This is a genomic window from Kribbella sp. NPDC003505 (assembly GCF_040610875.1).
In the GTDB taxonomy this organism is placed as follows: domain Bacteria; phylum Actinomycetota; class Actinomycetes; order Propionibacteriales; family Kribbellaceae; genus Kribbella.
Window position 1 is genome coordinate 187,649 of record NZ_JBEXNA010000014.1, and the last position, 16,140, is coordinate 203,788.

At 69.4% G+C, this 16,140-nt stretch carries 17 protein-coding genes; 3 read left to right on the plus strand and 14 right to left on the minus strand.

The features are described from left to right. Nucleotide 1 precedes the first annotated feature (1 nt). The 10 genes from ABZX12_RS36795 to ABZX12_RS36840 form a co-directional block, all read right to left on the minus strand. The gene (locus ABZX12_RS36795; protein WP_355700077.1) at nucleotides 2–913 is read right to left on the minus strand and encodes a F0F1 ATP synthase subunit gamma; all 912 of its coding nucleotides are present in this window, start codon (nucleotides 911–913) and stop codon (nucleotides 2–4) included. 3 nt (nucleotides 914–916) lie between these two features. Beyond that, on the minus strand, nucleotides 917–2,554 hold the full coding sequence (gene atpA, locus ABZX12_RS36800; protein ID WP_355700078.1) for a F0F1 ATP synthase subunit alpha: 1,638 nt from the start codon (nucleotides 2,552–2,554) through the stop codon (nucleotides 917–919). A 90-nt stretch (nucleotides 2,555–2,644) separates the two neighbouring features. Continuing rightward, a complete protein-coding gene (locus ABZX12_RS36805; RefSeq protein WP_355700079.1) occupies nucleotides 2,645–3,442 on the minus strand; it encodes a F0F1 ATP synthase subunit delta in 798 nt (265 codons plus the stop codon). Beyond that, nucleotides 3,442–4,014, minus strand: coding sequence for a F0F1 ATP synthase subunit B (locus ABZX12_RS36810; protein WP_355700080.1), 573 nt, complete (start codon nucleotides 4,012–4,014; stop codon nucleotides 3,442–3,444). Before ABZX12_RS36810 ends, ABZX12_RS36805 begins: the two co-directional genes overlap by 1 nt. A 34-nt stretch (nucleotides 4,015–4,048) precedes the next feature. Continuing rightward, nucleotides 4,049–4,273: an ATP synthase F0 subunit C gene (gene atpE, locus ABZX12_RS36815; RefSeq protein WP_130448646.1), complete on the minus strand. Its 225-nt coding sequence runs from the start codon at nucleotides 4,271–4,273 to the stop codon at nucleotides 4,049–4,051. An 85-nt stretch (nucleotides 4,274–4,358) separates the two neighbouring features. Next, a complete protein-coding gene (gene atpB / locus ABZX12_RS36820; protein ID WP_355700081.1) occupies nucleotides 4,359–5,141 on the minus strand; it encodes a F0F1 ATP synthase subunit A in 783 nt (260 codons plus the stop codon). 82 nt (nucleotides 5,142–5,223) lie between these two features. Further along, on the minus strand, nucleotides 5,224–5,436 hold the full coding sequence (locus ABZX12_RS36825; protein ID WP_355485660.1) for a hypothetical protein: 213 nt from the start codon (nucleotides 5,434–5,436) through the stop codon (nucleotides 5,224–5,226). Nucleotides 5,437–5,526: 90 nt separating this feature from the next. Continuing rightward, nucleotides 5,527–5,991 (minus strand): hypothetical protein, encoded by a 465-nt coding sequence (locus ABZX12_RS36830; protein WP_355485659.1) that lies wholly within the window; start codon nucleotides 5,989–5,991, stop codon nucleotides 5,527–5,529. A gap of 204 nt (nucleotides 5,992–6,195) precedes the next feature. Beyond that, the gene (locus tag ABZX12_RS36835; RefSeq protein ID WP_355700082.1) at nucleotides 6,196–7,314 is read right to left on the minus strand and encodes an MraY family glycosyltransferase; all 1,119 of its coding nucleotides are present in this window, start codon (nucleotides 7,312–7,314) and stop codon (nucleotides 6,196–6,198) included. Continuing rightward, complete coding sequence (locus ABZX12_RS36840) at nucleotides 7,314–8,219, minus strand: L-threonylcarbamoyladenylate synthase (RefSeq protein ID WP_355700083.1); 906 nt, start codon at nucleotides 8,217–8,219, stop codon at nucleotides 7,314–7,316. The genes ABZX12_RS36835 and ABZX12_RS36840 overlap by 1 nt, the downstream gene beginning before the upstream one ends. 108 nt (nucleotides 8,220–8,327) lie before the next feature. Here ABZX12_RS36840 and ABZX12_RS36845 point away from each other — a divergent pair, with 108 nt between their 5' ends. The 3 genes from ABZX12_RS36845 to ABZX12_RS36855 all read left to right on the plus strand — a co-directional run bounded on the left by ABZX12_RS36845 (nucleotide 8,328) and on the right by ABZX12_RS36855 (nucleotide 11,238). Further along, a complete protein-coding gene (locus ABZX12_RS36845) occupies nucleotides 8,328–9,353 on the plus strand; it encodes an adenosine deaminase (protein WP_355700084.1) in 1,026 nt (341 codons plus the stop codon). A 236-nt stretch (nucleotides 9,354–9,589) separates the two neighbouring features. Further along, nucleotides 9,590–10,357, plus strand: coding sequence for a hypothetical protein (locus tag ABZX12_RS36850; protein WP_355700085.1), 768 nt, complete (start codon nucleotides 9,590–9,592; stop codon nucleotides 10,355–10,357). Beyond that, a complete protein-coding gene (locus ABZX12_RS36855; RefSeq protein ID WP_355700086.1) occupies nucleotides 10,354–11,238 on the plus strand; it encodes an endonuclease/exonuclease/phosphatase family protein in 885 nt (294 codons plus the stop codon). The genes ABZX12_RS36850 and ABZX12_RS36855 overlap by 4 nt, the downstream gene beginning before the upstream one ends. Nucleotides 11,239–11,346: 108 nt before the next feature. Here ABZX12_RS36855 and prmC read toward each other — a convergent pair whose 3' ends face one another. The 4 genes from prmC to rho all read right to left on the minus strand — a co-directional run bounded on the left by prmC (nucleotide 11,347) and on the right by rho (nucleotide 15,951). Continuing rightward, complete coding sequence (gene prmC / locus ABZX12_RS36860) at nucleotides 11,347–12,174, minus strand: peptide chain release factor N(5)-glutamine methyltransferase (RefSeq protein WP_355700087.1); 828 nt, start codon at nucleotides 12,172–12,174, stop codon at nucleotides 11,347–11,349. Continuing rightward, the gene (prfA, locus tag ABZX12_RS36865) at nucleotides 12,171–13,247 is read right to left on the minus strand and encodes a peptide chain release factor 1 (protein ID WP_355700088.1); all 1,077 of its coding nucleotides are present in this window, start codon (nucleotides 13,245–13,247) and stop codon (nucleotides 12,171–12,173) included. The genes prmC and prfA overlap by 4 nt, the downstream gene beginning before the upstream one ends. Nucleotides 13,248–13,337: 90 nt before the next feature. Next, the gene (gene rpmE / locus ABZX12_RS36870) at nucleotides 13,338–13,544 is read right to left on the minus strand and encodes a 50S ribosomal protein L31 (protein WP_131291225.1); all 207 of its coding nucleotides are present in this window, start codon (nucleotides 13,542–13,544) and stop codon (nucleotides 13,338–13,340) included. A gap of 271 nt (nucleotides 13,545–13,815) precedes the next feature. Then, on the minus strand, nucleotides 13,816–15,951 hold the full coding sequence (gene rho / locus ABZX12_RS36875) for a transcription termination factor Rho (RefSeq protein ID WP_355700089.1): 2,136 nt from the start codon (nucleotides 15,949–15,951) through the stop codon (nucleotides 13,816–13,818). Nucleotides 15,952–16,140: the final 189 nt, after the last annotated feature.

Consider the following 16,140-nt stretch of genomic DNA (forward strand, 5'->3'; position numbering starts at 1 on the left):
CTCACTCGCTCCCGGCGGTCGCGTCGGCCAGCGCGCTGGCGCCACCGACGATCTCGCTGATTTCCTGGGTAATTTGCGCCTGGCGGGCCTGGTTCAGGTCCCGGGTCAGGCTCTCGATCAGGTCCTGCGCGTTGTCCGTCGCGGACTTCATCGCACGCTGCCGGTTGGCCAGCTCGGAGGCGGCCGCCTGCAGCATGCACCAGTGGATCCGGCTGGCGACGTACTTCGGCAGCAGCCCGTCGAGCACGTCCTCGGCGGAGGGCTCGAACTCGTACAGCGGCAGCACGTCGTCCGGGGCCGGCGCCTCCTCGCCCTCGACGACCTCCAGCGGCAGCAGCCGGATGACGTCGGCGCGCTGGGTGAGCATCGACACGAACCGGGTGAAGACGATGTGGATCTCGTCCACGCCGCCCTCCTCGGTCGGGGTCAGGAAGGCCTCGATCAGCGCGTCGGCGATCTCCCGGGCCCGCTCGTAGCTCGGGTTGTCGGAGTCACCGGTCCACGACTGCGCGACCTCACGCTGGCGGAAGGTGTAGTACGCGACGCCCTTGCGGCCGCTGAGGTAAGGAACGATCTCCTTCTCCTCCTCGCGCAGCAGCTGGTGGAGCCGCTCGCCTTCGCGGATCACGTTGGACGAGTAGGCACCGGCCTGACCGCGGTCGGAGGTGATCAGCAGCACGGCGGCGCGGCGCGGGTTCTCCTTCTCGGTGGTCAGCGGGTGGTCGACGTTCGAGAACGTCGCCACCGCCGACACGGCACGGGTGAGCTCACGCGCGTACGGACCGGCCGCCGCGGCGCGCTGCTGCGCCTTGACGATCCGGGACGCCGCGATCAGCTCCATCGCGCGGGTGAGCTTCTTGATCGTCGTGACCGAGGCCTTCCGGTCGCGAAGCTCCCGCAGGTTCGCCGGCATCGGTCAGCCCCGCTTCTGCTTGACGATCTGCTCCTGGTCCACGTCCGCCTCGTCCATCGCCTCGGCCGGGGCCTCGCTGCCGAGCAGCGTGCCCTCGGAGGTCTGGAACGTCGGCTTGAACGCCTTCAGCGCATCCGTGACGGCCTGCGCCTCGTCGTCGCCGAACAGCCCGGACTCGCGGATCGCGTCGAGCACCTTGCTCTCCCGGCGCAGGTAGTCCAGGAAGTCCCGCTCGAAGCGCAGCACGTCGCCGACCGGCACGTCGTCGAACTTGCCCGTCGTACCGGACCAGATGGAGACGATCTGCTCCTCGACCGGGTACGGCGAGTACTGCGGCTGACGGAGCAGCTGCACGAGCCGCTGACCGCGGTCCAGCTGACGGCGCGAGGTGGCGTCCAGGTCGGAGGCGAACATCGCGAACGCCTCCATCGCGCGGAACTGCGCCAGGTCGATCTTCAGCGATCCGGACACGTTCTTCATGCCCTTGACCTGCGCGGCGCCGCCGACCCGGGACACCGAGATACCGACGTCGATGGCCGGCCGGATGTTCGCGTTGAACAGGTCGGACTGCAGGAAGATCTGCCCGTCGGTGATCGAGATGACGTTGGTCGGGATGAACGCCGAGACGTCGTTCGCCTTGGTCTCGATGATCGGCAGACCGGTCATCGAGCCGGCGCCGAGCTCGTCGGACAGCTTCGCGCAACGCTCGAGCAGGCGGCTGTGCAGGTAGAAGACGTCACCCGGGTACGCCTCGCGGCCCGGCGGGCGGCGCAGCAGCAGCGACATCGCGCGGTACGCCTCGGCCTGCTTGGTCAGGTCGTCGAACACGATCAGGACGTGCTTGCCCTGGTACATCCAGTGCTGGCCGATCGCCGAGCCGGTGTACGGCGCGACGTACTTGAAGCCGGCCGGGTCGGACGCCGGGGACGCGACGATGGTGGTGTACTCCATCGCGCCGGCCTCTTCGAGCGCACCGCGCACGGAAGCGATCGTCGAGCCCTTCTGGCCGATCGCGACGTAGATGCAGCGGACCTGCTTCTTCGGGTCGCCGGACTCCCAGTTCGCCTTCTGGTTGATGATCGTGTCGACCGCGATCGCCGTCTTACCGGTCTTGCGGTCGCCGATGATCAGCTCGCGCTGGCCGCGGCCGACCGGGATCATGCCGTCGATGGCCTTGATACCGGTCTGCAGCGGCTCGCGGACCTCCTGGCGGTCCATCACGCCGGCCGCCTGCAGCTCGAGCGCGCGCTCGCCCTCGAGGCCCTGGATCTCGCCGAGGCCGTCGATCGGCTTGCCCAGCGGGTCGACCACGCGGCCGAGGTAGCCCTCGCCGACCGGCACCGACAGGATCCGGCCGGTCCGGCGGACCTGCTGGCCTTCCTCGATACCGTCGTACTCACCGAGGATGACGACACCGATGTCGCGGACGTCCAGGTTCAGCGCGATGCCCTGGGTGCCGTTCTCGAACTCGAGCAGCTCGTTGGTCATCGCCGAGGGCAGCCCCTCGACGTGCGCGATGCCGTCACCGGCGTCGACGACGGTGCCGACCTCTTCGGCCGTGGTGTCGGCCGGTTGGTACTCGGTGACGAACCGATCCAGGGCGTCCCGGATCTCCTCCGGCCTGATCGTGAGCTCAGCCATTGTGTTTCCTGCTTCCTTGACCCTTGCTGGCCTGTTGTGGCTCTAAAGGCTTTCCCGACCCTTAGCGCCGCTTATGTCGTTAAGGGGCGTTCAGCCCGCGATGCGCCGTTGCGCGTCGTCGAGCCTGGCCGCGATGGTTCCGTCGATCACTTCGTCGCCGATGTCCACCCGGACGCCGCCGACCACGTTCGGGTCGACGATGACGTTCAGCTGGATGTCCCGGCCGTACTGCCGTCCGAGCGCCGCCGCGAGCCGGGTGCGCTCCGCCTCGGTCAGGTCGGTGGCCACCCGCACGGTCGCGATGCTCGCGTTCCGCCGGGCCGCCGCGGCGACCTGGTAGGACCGCATCGACGCCGCGAAGCTGCGGCCGCGGCCGTCCACGGCCCGCTCGGCGAGCCGCACCGTGGTGGCGTCGGCCTTGCCCTGCAGCAGTCCGCGGATCAGTCCCTGGCGGTGCTCGACCGGGATCACCCGGTCGCCCAGCTTGTCGGCCAGGCTGCGCTCGGCCGCGACCACCCGGTCCAGGCGGAACAGCTCGTCCTCGAGCTCGTCCAGCTTCCGCCGGGTGTCGGCGTAGGCCACCTCGGCCTCGACGCTGAGCAGGTCCAGGGCGTCACCCAGGTCCCGACCGCTGACCCAGCGACCGGACACCGCGGCGGACAGGATCTCCAGCGCCTGGGCGGAGATCTTGCCGCCGAACAACTGCCCGACGAGCCCGGTCTTGGTCTCGGCCGGCCGGGCCGGGTCGGTCAGGGCGCGCCGGAGCGCGCCGTTGCCGTCCAGCAGCTTGGCGATCGAGAACAGCTCGCTGCCCAGGCCCTCGGCCGGGGCCGCACTCGCCAGGGCCTGCTCGGCCCGGGCGAGTGAGTCGTTCGACGCGCCGCGCATCAGCTGTCCGTTCCGACAGCCTGACGGGCGGACTCCGAGGACTCCAGCTCGGCCAGGAACCGCTCGACGGTCCGGCGCTGCCGGGCCTCGTCCTCGAGCGACTCACCGACGATCCGGCCGGCCAGCGTGGTCGCCATCGTGCCCACCTCGCTGCGCAGCGAGGCAACCGCCTGCGCCCGCTCGGCGTCGATCTGGGCGCGCGCGTGCGTGACGATCCGCTCGGCCTCGGCGTTCGCCTGCTCGCGCATCTCCGCGATGATCACCGCACCCTGCTCACGGGCGTCCTCGCGGATCTTCGCAGCCTCCTGCCGGGCCTCGGCCAGCTGCGCGTTGTACTTCTCCAAAGCCGCCTTCGCCTCGGCCTGGGCCGCCTTGGCCTCGTTCATCCCGCCTTCGATCGCCGCGGTCCGATCGGCATAAGCCTTCTCGAACTTCGGTACGACGACCTTGGCGAAGGCGATGGCCAAGAGGACCAGGAAGACGAAGGCGAAGATGATCTCGGCGGTGTGCGGAAGCAGCGGGTTGACGTCCTCGCCGGCAGCCTCGGTGAGAGGTAGCACCATCGTCATCATGTCTGAGTCCTGTCAGTCAGTCTGGAAACTTGGGTCAGCTGGCCTTGAAGACGAAGGCGAGCGCGATACCGATGATCGCCAGAACCTCGGTGACGCCGAAGCCGATCCACGCGATCGACTGCAGCTTGCTCTGGGCCTCCGGCTGACGCGCGGTGCCGTTGATGACCGCAGCGAAGATCAGACCGACGCCCACGCCCGGGCCGATCGCGGCGAGGCCGTAGCCGAGGACTGCGATGTTGCCGGCAATCTCGAGAGCCATTTCAGGTGTTTCCTTTCGGTACGGATAGGGGCTATCCGGGTTTCCGTTACTACGGGTCTGTGGGGGTACTGCGTCTTCGTGAGGATCAGTGGTCGTCGGCGATCGCGCTGCCGATGTACTGCGCGGTCAGCACCACGAAGATGTAGGCCTGGATGCACTGGACGAACAGTTCCAGGCCGCCGATCGCGAGGCCCATCAGGAACGTGATGACGCCGACGCCGGCCAGGAAGATCTTCCCGGACTCGAACACCATGTACTCGGCGCCGAGTACGAACACCAGCAGCAGGATGTGGCCGGCGAACATGTTCGCGAACAGCCGCAGGCTCAGCGAGATCGGCCGGACCAGGATGTTCGAGATGAACTCGATCGGGATCATCAGCGGCATCAGCCAGGCCGGCACTCCGGCCGGCATCGTCTGGTGCTTGAAGTAGCCCCAGGCGCCGTGCTTGCGGATGCCGACCGCGTTGTAGATGACCCAGCTCATGATCGCGGCCGAGTAAGCCCAGCCGATGTGGCTGAAGGTCGGGAACTGGATCAGCGGGACGGTCGCCGCAACGTTGTTCAGCAGGATGAAGTAGAAGAGGCCGCACAGGTACGGCACGTACTTCATGTACTCCTGGCTGCCGATCGCGTCGCGGGCGATCGAGTTGCGCACGAAGTTGTACCCGAGCTCGCCGGCGAACTGCAGCCTGCTCGGGACGACCGCGGACTTGCGGGACGCACCCCAGTAGAACCACACGATGACGACGACAGTCAGCGCGCTGACCAGGACGGGCTTGGTGAACCAGTCCACGCCGTCGATGATCGGCGGGGTCTCGAAGCTCTGTGGACCGGGTGCGATGAACTCGGTCGGAACGCCGGCGGTCACCGGGTCTCCTCTCGCGTCGTGCTCAAGTCGGACGCCTTGTAGCAAAGGGCAGGGCGGCTCAGGGCATGGCGGTCGGTGAGGATCAGGACCGCGACCCGTACCGGAAGTGCAACATCAAGATGGTGAGCCCGGCACCGAGCACGATGCCCACCGGAAGCAGGAACTGGGTGCCGAAGAGGCGATCCAACCCGAACCCGATGCCCCCGTAGACGAGGACACCGCCGATCAAGTAGGACAGGACCCGCCAGCCGTCGCCCCCTCCGGGTGATGGCTTCGGATCCTGATGCTCGCTCATTGGCACCCGAAACGTACCAGTCGGCGACAGTTGCGGTCACATCGGGGCCCGTAACTTCCACCACAGCAAGGGCGTTGTCACCCACGGTGCTCATGCCGTCACCTCCTTGTCGAGGTCGTAGATCGGCACCCGCAGCCGGGACCAGGCCCAGATCTCGCCGGCCATCCAGCCCATCACGACGACCATCGCGACCAGGCCGAGCACGGTCAGGTTCACGTGCTTGTCCAGGCTGTCCGAGCTCAGCGCGATCGCGAGCAGGCCGCCGAAGACCGCGATCCGGCCGGTGTACGACGCCATCGCGACGGCGAGCTGCATCGTCGGGGAGGTCTTGCGGGACAGGTGCAGCGCGAGCAGGCCGACGCCGGAGAAGACGATCACGATCAGCAGACCCAGCAGCGCGCCCCAGAGACCGCGCAGACCTGCTGCGACCGTGGACACCGCGGCAGCATTCACACCGACGACCAGGGCGGCGACGAGAGCGCCACGCAACATTGCCAGCGCCGGGTGCTTGGTCGCTTGTCCGGCGGGCTTCGGGCTGTGAGCCGTGGGAGCCATCTGGTGGTTCCGTCCTGCAGGCGGGCTGGTCTCGCGGCCAACTCGTCGGGTGGGCGGGGTCAGGGGTGTCGCTGTTCTTTGCTGGTGCTTGTGAAAACTAGCACAAAGTCTGCACGGTCAGCAAAACGAGACCTCTTCCGCTGTACGCGCACCACCCTATCGGTAGGCCACGCAACCGAGTGGTCTGGTCCCTCCCCGCGGGGATCAGACCTTGGCGAGCGGTTTCCGGGAACGCCGCGGCAGACCGGTCGTGAGCAGCACCGCGGTGACCGCGACGGCCAGCACGACGAGCACCGTCCACCAGGTGAGGACCAGGCCGAGGACCACCACGCCGTACGCGATCAGGGCGGTCCAGAGGTACATCAGCAGGACGGCCCGGCGGTGCGAGTGGCCGCGCTGCATCAGGCGGTGGTGCAGGTGCTGCTTGTCGGCGGCGAACGGCGAACGGCCGGCCTTGGTCCGGCGTACGTAGGCCATCGTCAGGTCCAGCGCGGGGATCGCGAGGATCGCGATCGGCAGCACCAGCGGGAGCAGCGCGGGCAGCAGGCTCGAGCCGCCGACCTCGTACGGCACGGCGTTCGGGTCCATCTGACCGGTCAGGCTGATCGTCGACGCGGCCAGCATCAGGCCGATCAGCAGGGCGCCGGAGTCGCCCATGAAAACCCTTGCAGGGAAGAAGTTGTGCGGCAGGAAGCCGAGGCAGGCGCCGGCCAGCGCGACCGTGATCAGCGTCGAGGTCGTCGCACGGTCGAGGTTCTCGTGCACGTTCAGCAGGTACGAGTACGTGAAGAATGCGGTCGCCCCGATCGCGGTGACGCCGGCCGCGAGACCGTCCAGTCCGTCGACGAAGTTCACCGCGTTGCAGGACACCAGCAGGATGCCCGCGGTGAGCACGGCGAGCTGCGCGGGCGACGGCGAGATCACGCCGCCGGGCAGCGGCAGCCAGTACAACTGGATGCCTTGGACAACGAGTACGCCGACCGCGAGCACCTCGCCGGCCAGCTTGGTGATCGCGTCCAGCTCGTACAGGTCGTCGACCACGCCGACCGCGCAGATCACCACGCCGCCGACCAGGATCGCGCGGGCGTCGTGCGCGACCTGCAGACTGTTGCCGAGGAACGGCAGGCTGGACGCGACCGCGAAACCGGCGATCAGGCCGCCGAGGATGGACAGGCCGCCGAAGTACGGGATCGGGACCTTGTGCACGTCGCGGGCCCGGACCTTGGCGACCGCGCCGTAGCGCAACGCGATCTGCCGGGCGACGCCGGTCAGCAGGAAGGTCGTGGCCATCGCCACGAACAGGACCAGCAGGTACTCGCGCACTAGTCGCCAGGCCTCACATCGGGATCGGTCGTCTGCGCCTCATTCTGCTTGGACGCTGCGGCCGGCGCTTCGGTTGGCTCGTCACCGACCGTCTCGTCCGGCTTCTCCTCGTCGACCTTGTCCTCGACCTTGTCCTCGGCTTTGTCCTCGGCTTTGTCCTCGGCCTTGTCCTCGACCTTGTCCTCGGCCTTCTCGTCGGCCTTCTCGTCGAGCTTGTCTTCGGGCTCGGGCGACTGTTCGGGGGTGGGCTCGGCGGAGTCGCCGGACTCGCCGACGACCTCGGGGACGATCGCGCGGAGCTGCTCGAGGGAGATGGCACCGACGCGGACCACGCGCGGGGTGTCGGTGGTGAGGTCGACGATCGTCGACGGCTCGCCCGCGGTCGCCTCGCCGCCGTCGAGGTACACCGCGACCGAGTCGCCCAGCTGTTCCTCGGCGTCGTACACGTCCAGCGCCGCCGGCCGGCCGGACCTGTTGGCGGCGCTGACCGCGAGCGGTCCGGTCCGGGACAGCAGTTCGCGGGTGTTCTCGTGAGCCGGGACGCGGAGCGCGACTGTGCCTTGGGTCTCCCCCAGGTCCCACATCAACGAGGTCTGCGCGTGACAGATCACCGTCAGCGGCCCCGGCCAGAACTCCTCGCAGAGCTTGCGGCCGTTGTCGGGTACGTCGGTGGCGAGCGCGTCCAGCGACTCGACGACCGAGATCAGCACCGGCGGCGGCACGTCCCGGCCACGCCCCTTGGCGTCCAGCAGCCGCTGCACGGCGTCGGCCTTGAAGGCGTCGGCGGCGAGACCGTACACGGTGTCGGTCGGGAAGACGACCAGGTCGCCGGCCTCGATGGCGTCCACCGCAGCGCGGTAGGCCGGTGCCAGTTCGTCCCCGGTGAAGTCGAAGCGCTCACTCACGGAGTGAATCGTGCCACTCGCGCAGGCCCGGACTCCAACCGGGCTCTTCCTTACATTCGATTGTCAGCTTTCCAGCCGGAAACCAGAAGATTCCCTAGGATCCCCGGCATGACTGTGTCGCACGAGTTCCTCGCCGGGTTGCCGAAGGCCGAGCTGCATGTCCACCACGTCGGGTCCGCGTCGCCGCGGATCGTGGCCGAGCTGGCCGCGCGGCATCCCGGGTCGCCGGTGCCGGCCGACCCGGCGCTGCTCACCGAGTACTTCAAGTTCAGCGACTTCGCCCACTTCATCGACATCTACCTGTCCGTCGTCGAGCTGATCAAGACGCCCGAGGACGTCCGGCTGCTCACCTACGAGATCGCCCGCGAGATGGCCGGCCAGCAGAACCTGCGGTACGCCGAGCTGACCGTCACGCCGTACACCTCGGTGATCCGCGGGATCGCCGCGGAGGCGTTCTGCGAGGCGATCGAGGACGCCCGGATCGCGGCCGAGAAGGACTTCGGCCTGGTGCTGCGGTGGATCTTCGACATCTCCGGTGAGGACGGGGTGCCGGGCGCCGACGAGACGCTGCGGATCGCGACGAAGATCCGGCCCGAGGGCCTCGTCGGGTTCGGGCTCGGCGGGCCGGAGATCGGCGTCCCGCGGCCGCAGTTCCAGCCGCACTTCGAGGCGGCGGTCGCGGCCGGGCTGCACAGCGTCCCGCACGCCGGCGAGACGACCGGCCCGCAGACCATCTGGGACGCGGTCCGGGTTCTCAAGGCCGAGCGGATCGGCCACGGGACGTCGACGATGCAGGATCCGGCCCTGGTCGACCACCTCGGTGAGCACCGGATCCCGCTCGAGGTCAGCCCGACGTCGAACATCGCCACCCGCGCGGTCGCGTCGTACGACGTGCACCCGCTGCGCGCGATGGTCGACGCCGGTCTGGTGGTCACGATCAACTCCGACGACCCGCCGATGTTCGGCACCGACCTCACCAACGAGTACGCCGTCGCGGCACGACTGCTCGACCTGGACGAGGCCGGTGTGGGCGAGCTGGCGAAGACGGCCGTGCGGGTGTCGTTCGCCGAGGACTCGGTGAAGTCGGCCCTGCTGTCCGAGATCGACACCTATCTGGCCCAGAACACGCTGTAGCCGACAGACTGCCGCCGAACTGGCCAACCACCCCGCTGTGTGAGGTGTGGTTGGCTGGTCCGGTGCGGAAAGTCTGTGGGGCACTGGCCGTCGCGATGTTAAGCCTGGCGGCCTGCAGTGACGAGCCTGCGCCGACCGGCCAGCCACCCGCCGCTGCCAGGCCCAGCGCGAGTCCCAGTCCCAGCCCCAGTCCTACTCCTCCGCCCGCGCCTGGCGGGCTGCCGCGCGGCGGACGGGTGATCTTCCCGAAGCACCAACTCGTCGGGTACGTCGGCCTGCCGGGCTCACCGGCGCTCGGTCCGCTCGACAAGGACCTCGACGCGAGGGCCGCCAAGTTGGACAAGCTGTCCCGCGCCTACGCGGCCGGGCGGACGCCCCTGCCGGTGATGGAGCTGATCGCGGTCGTCGCCAAAGGCTCACGGGGCAAGGACGGCCTGTACCGCGGGCGCATCGACGACGCGAAGATCGAGGAATACCTGACCGTCGCCCGCAAGCACAAGATGCTCCTGCTGCTGGACATCCAGCCCGGGCGGGCGAAGGTCCTGCCCGAGGTGAAGCGCCTCGAGCGGTGGCTGAAGGAACCGGACATCGGGCTGGCCTTCGACCCCGAGTGGGCGGTCGGTCCGACGCAGGTGCCGGGCCGGGTCTTCGGGCACACCACGGGCGCCGAGCTCGACGCCATCGCGGCGTACCTCTCGGGGCTGGTGCAGTCGAACGGCCTGCCGGAGAAGGTGTTCGTGTTCCACCAACTGTCGACGCGGATCGTCAGCGACGAGAAGGCGCTGAAGGCGCACCCCGGAGTGGTGACGATCAAGTCGGTCGACGGGATCGGCGCCCGGTCCGACAAACTCAAGACCTGGGCGAAGCTGACCACCGGTCTCCCGCCGGCCGTGCACGCCGGGTTCAAGCTCTTCTACACCGAGGACGCCCGGCACGGTCCGCTGATGACGCCCGCGCAGGTGATGGCACTGAAACCCCGTCCGGAGCTGGTGATCTACGAATGATCTCGATCGCGTTCGCCAACATCGCGGGCGGCCGCCTGGTGGGGCCTGACGGGTACGACGACGCCGACCGGACGGCGGACTTCGGGCACGCGCTCGCGGGGCTGCGGCCGGACGTGCTGATCGTCACCGAGCTCGACCCGGACGGCGACCAGCTCGAGCGGCTGGCCGCCGCCGCGATGCCGGGCCGGCAGGCGTACTACGCGCGGCACGGATTCTCGGACTCGCACATCCCCGGCGTGCAGCGGCTGGGCGTGGGGATCGCGTCGGCGTACCCGCTGACCGAGCTGGAGCGGATCGACCTGCCGGATCCGTCGATCGACTTCCTGCACTGGCGGACCGGCGAGCCGATGGACCCGCATCCGAAGGGCTTCCTGGTCGCACGCGGGAATGTCGGCGCGCTCGGCGAGGTCGATCTCGTCGGTGGTCAGGTGTGTCCGATCCACATGTTCCGCAGCGCTGCGGGGGTCGAGTACACCTACCAGGAAGGTGCGGGGCGTGAGTACGGGACGGAGCTCACGGCGTACCTGCGGGACGAGCTGGCGGCGCGAGGCGTCCGCCGGGCGGTCGTCGCGGGCGATCTGAACATGCCGAACCCACGCGACGTCTTCGGCGAGCCCCTCGGCCTGGTCGACGCGTTCGGCGACCCGCCCCCGGTCACCACCCCGGACGGCCGCTCGATCGACCGCCTGTTCTCCACCCCCGACCTGGTCGCCCGCGACGTCGAGGTGGTCCGGGTACCAGGCGCCGACCACTACCCAGTCGTCTGCCGCCTCACCCGCCGCACCCCTCAGCCACCCGCAATCGGCCGGATCCGCGAACAGGACCTCGCTCGCCCACCCGCCCGCCCAGCCGCACCCAGCCGCCGTGGTCTCTCGCGCTGATCGGCCTGCAAGCTCGACAGGACGTATACGCCTACTGTGGCGCGTCCGGGTCAGGTCCGAGCGTGCGGGAAGCGGTCGGAGGCCGACACCTCCTGTCGAGCTGCCGATTCAGACCCGGCGGCCGGTGGTGAAGCGGTGGCGGCCGGCGAGGTCGAGTTGGTCGCGGACCTCGGTGAACAGACCCGTAGCGGTGAAGACGGCTGGGGCTGACTCACCTTGGACGTCGGCGTGCTCGCAGGCGAAGCAGCCGCCCGGCTTCAGGAGTCGGGCCGCTGTCGCCGCTACGACCTTGATCTCGTCGAGGCCGTCGTCGCCGGACCACAAGGCGAGCGCCGGGTCGTGGTCGCGGACCTCGGCGGTCACGGATTCCCAGGCGGTCAGCGGGATGTACGGCGGGTTGGAGATCACCGCGTCGACCTGACCGTCGAGCTCCGGCAGGCAACCGTCGATGTCGCCCTCGTGCAGGATCGCGCCGGTGCCTTCGAGGTTGCGCCGGGCCCAGACGACCGCCTCGGGCGACAGCTCGACCGCGTGCACGGTGCTGTCCGGCCGCTCGGTGGCGACCGCGCCCGCGATCGCGCCGGATCCGCTGCACAGGTCGACGACCAGCGGGTTCTTCACGTCGGCGATCCGGTCCAGGATCCAGCCCACCATCACCTCGGTCTCCGGGCGCGGCACGAACACCCCCGGCCCCACGGCGAGCTCCCGATACCGGAACGCCGCCGTACCCGTCAGGTGCTGCAACGGCTCCCGCGCCGCCCGCCGCGCGATCAGCTCGTCGTACCGCACTCGCTGCTCGGCCGTGGGCTCACGAAGGTTCAGCCGGCTGGAACCGGTGACGAAGGCGAGCAGTTCGGCAGCGTCGAACTCCGGCGAAGCAACCCCGGCCGCTCGCAACCGCGCGGCCGAAGCGGACACAAGTGCCTTGGTGGTCACTGCGACTCGACGGCCTCGAGGCGGGCGGCGAGGTCGGCGTCCGTCAGTGCCTTGATGACCGGCTCCAGTTCGCCGCCCAGGACCTGGTCGAGGTTGTGGGCCTTGTAGCCGACGCGGTGGTCGGAGAAGCGGTTCTCCGGGAAGTTGTACGTGCGGACGCGCTCCGACCGGTCGACAGTGCGGATCTGCGACCGCCGGGCGTCACTCGCCTCTTGGTCGGCCGCCTCCTGCGCCGCGGCCAGCAGCCGCGCCCGCAGCACCCGCATCGCCTGCTCGCGGTTCTGCAGCTGGGACTTCTCGTTCTGCATCGAGACCACGATGCCGGTCGGCAGGTGGGTGATCCGGACGGCGGAGTCGGTCGTGTTGACGCTCTGTCCACCCGGCCCGGACGACCGGAACACGTCGATCCGCAGGTCGTTCGGGTCGATCTCGACGTCCACGTCCTCGGCCTCCGGCAGCACCAACACGCCGGCCGCGGACGTGTGGATCCGCCCCTGCGACTCGGTCACCGGCACCCGCTGGACCCGGTGCACACCGCCCTCGAACTTCAGCTTCGCGTACGGCGCGTCGCCCGGCTCGGGGGTGCCTTTCGCCTTCACCGCGACGGTGATCGACTTGTACCCGCCGAGGTCGGACTCGGCCGAGTCCAGCACCTCGGTCTTCCAGTTCTGCGACTCGGCGTACTTCAGGTACATCTTCAGCAGGTCGCCGGCGAACAGGGCGGACTCGTCGCCGCCCTCCCCCGCCTTGATCTCGAGGATCGCGTCCTTGTCGTCGTTGGGGTCCCGCGGCACGAGCAGCGTCTGCAGCCGCTCGGCGAGCTCCTCGCGGCGCGCGGCCAGCTTGGTCGCCTCCTCGGCGAACGCCGGATCCTCCGCCGCGAGCTCCTTCGCGGCCTCGATGTCGTCGCCGGTCTGCAGCCACTCGTCGTACGTACGGACCACCGGCGCCAGCGCGGCGTACCGCTTGCCGACCCGGCGGGCGTTGGCCTGGTCGGAGTGCAGCTCCGGCTCCGCCATCTGCCGCTCCAGCTCGGCGTACTCCGCCTTCAGCGTCTCAACTGCCTCGAACATGCCGCACTCCTCCTCCCGGACCACCGCCGACAACACAAACCGCGCGCCGGTCCCGCCCAGAACGGGCAGAACCGGCGCGCGGCAGGAAAGCTACTTCTTGGCGTACCGCTTCTCGAAGCGGGCCACCCGGCCACCGGTGTCGAGAATCTTCTGCTTGCCGGTGTAGAAGGGGTGGCACTGCGAGCACACGTCGGCGTGGATGACGCCGTTCTCCGCGGTCGAGCGCGTCTGGAACGTGGCGCCACAGGTGCAGGTCACCGTGGTGTCCACATACGTCGGGTGGATGTCAGCCTTCACAACAAGTCTCCTAGGAAGTATCAAGCGCCCCGGGTCGTCCGCACGGCGCGAACGTGAACCGGAACCAGCAAACAAGTGTGCCACGACCACCCACCGCCCCGGAAATCCGCCCACCACCCCACCCGCCACGGCTGACGTCTCCGGGGTCAACCCCCGCGCTGGAGGGTTGGCCCCTCGGAATCCGAGGGGTCAACCCAGCACCTGAGGGGTTGACCCCTGAGACGGTTCAGTGGCAGGTCGGGGTGGCTGGGTGGGCCGGTGGGGTCTGGCGTCAGTCGCCGTTGGTGGTGCTGTGCGAGCTGCCGGTCGACGGGGTGGTCTTGTTGACCTGGAGCAGGAACTCGATGTTCGACTTGCTCTCCTTGAGCTTGCCGATCAGCAGTTCCAGCGCGGCCTGGCCGTCGAGCGCGGACAGCACCCGGCGGAGCTTCCAGACCACCTGGGTCTCTTCCTTGGACATCAGCAGCTCCTCGCGGCGGGTGCCGGAGGCGACCACGTCGATGGCCGGGAAGATCCGCCGGTCGGCGAACTCGCGGCGCAGCCGCAGCTCCATGTTGCCGGTGCCCTTGAACTCCTCGAAGATCACCTCGTCCATCTTCGAGCCGGTCTCGATCAGCGCCGTCGCGAGGATGGTCAGCGAACCACCGTCCTCGATGTTGCGGGCGGCGCCGAAGAACCGCTTCGGCGGGTACAGCGCGGACGAGTCGACACCGCCGGACAGGATCCGGCCGCTGGCCGGCGCCGCGATGTTGTACGCCCGGCCGAGCCGGGTGATCGAGTCGAGCAGCACCACCACGTCGTGGCCGAGCTCCACCAGCCGCTTGGCGCGCTCGATGGCCAGCTCCGCAACCGTGGTGTGGTCGTCGGCCGGCCGGTCGAACGTCGAGGCGATGACCTCGCCCTTGACCGTGCGCTGCATGTCGGTGACCTCTTCGGGCCGCTCGTCCACCAGCACAACCATCAGGTGCACTTCGGGGTTGTTCGTGGTGATCGCGTTCGCGAGCGCCTGCAGCACCATCGTCTTACCGGCCTTCGGCGGCGAGACGATCAGGCCGCGCTGGCCCTTGCCGATCGGGCTGACGATGTCGACGATCCGGGTCGTCAGGATGCCCGGCTCGGTCTCCAGCCGGAGCCGCTCGGTCGCGTACAGCGGGGTGAGCTTGTTGAAGTCCTGCCGCTGCTTGGCGATCTCCGGGTCCGCACCGTTGACGGTGTCGATCCGGACCAGCGGGTTGAACTTCTCCTTGCGCTCGCCCTCCTGCGGCTGCTTCACCGCACCGGTGATCGCGTCGCCCTTGCGCAGGCCGTACCGCTTCACCATCGAGAGGGCGACATACACGTCGTTCGGGCCGGGCAGGTAGCCGCTGGTCCGGACGAAGGCGTAGTTGTCGAGGACGTCGAGGATGCCGGCCGCGGGGACGAGGATGTCGTCCTCGGTGATCGTCGGCTCGGCGTCGTACCGCTCGCCGCGGCCGCGGCTGCGGCTGCTGTCGCGACCGCTGTCCCGCCCGCTGTCGCGGGTGCCGGTGCCCTGACCGTCGCGGTTGCGCTCCCGGTCGCGGCCCCGGCGGCGCCGGCGACGGCCCTCGCCTTCCTCGCCGCGGTCGCTCTGGTCCTGCCGGTTCCGCTGGTTGTCACCGCGGTTGTCCCGGTTGCCGTCGCGGCCGTCCCGGTTGTCCCGGTTCTGCTCGCGGTTGCCGTCCCGGTTCTGCTCACGGCCGTCGCGGTTCTGCTCACGGTTGCCGTCGCGGTTGCGGTCCCGGTTCTGGTTGCCGTCGCGGCCGTCCCGGTTCTGCTCACGGTTCTGGTTGCCGTCGCGGTTCCGGTCGCGGGTGCGGCCCTGGTTGTCCGCGCGGTCGTCGGCGCGGTCGTCGCCGCGCTCCTCCGCGCGCTCGCCACCTCGGGTCTCGACCCGCTCGGCGGCACCGGTCGCGGCAGCCGGCTCCGGCTGCGCGGTCTTCGCCGCAGGCGCTTCGACGGCGGCCTCGAACACGGCGCCGTCCTGCGGGTCCTTCTGGGCGTCCTTCTCGGCGTCCTTCTGGGCGGCGGCGCGGGTCCGGCGGCTGCCGCCCTCGCGCTTCGCCGGCGTCTCCGCGGTCGTCGCCGCGGGCGCATCGGCGGCCTCGTCGAGCGTCGGCTGCGTCGTCTTCGGCTGCGCCTTCGCCCTGGAGCCGCTCGTCGAGCCGCCCGCGGGAGCACCGGCGGATCCGCCGGCCTGGGCGGCCTTGATCGCCTCGATCAGCTGGCCCTTGCGCAGTGCGCCGGTGCCCTTGATGCCGAGCGTCCCGGCGAGCTGCTTGAGCTCGGGGAGCAGCATGCCCTCGAGGCCGCCGCCAGCTTTCCGGCGACGCGTCGCGGTGGTCGCCGCGGCGTCAGCTCCGCTGGAGGCTTCAACAGTTTCTGTCACGTGAGGTCCTTCCCACACGGATCGTCGACGGCCTGCCCGGCGCGTCGACCAATTTCACCCACGACCGCACAACGGGCACGTGGGATACAAGAGACTCTCGCTCGATCTGAGTCCCCCCGGACATCTCCGACGCAGGCGGCGCAAGGTCACGTCCACAGGAGGGTCGCCACACAACACAGGGTGCCGGGA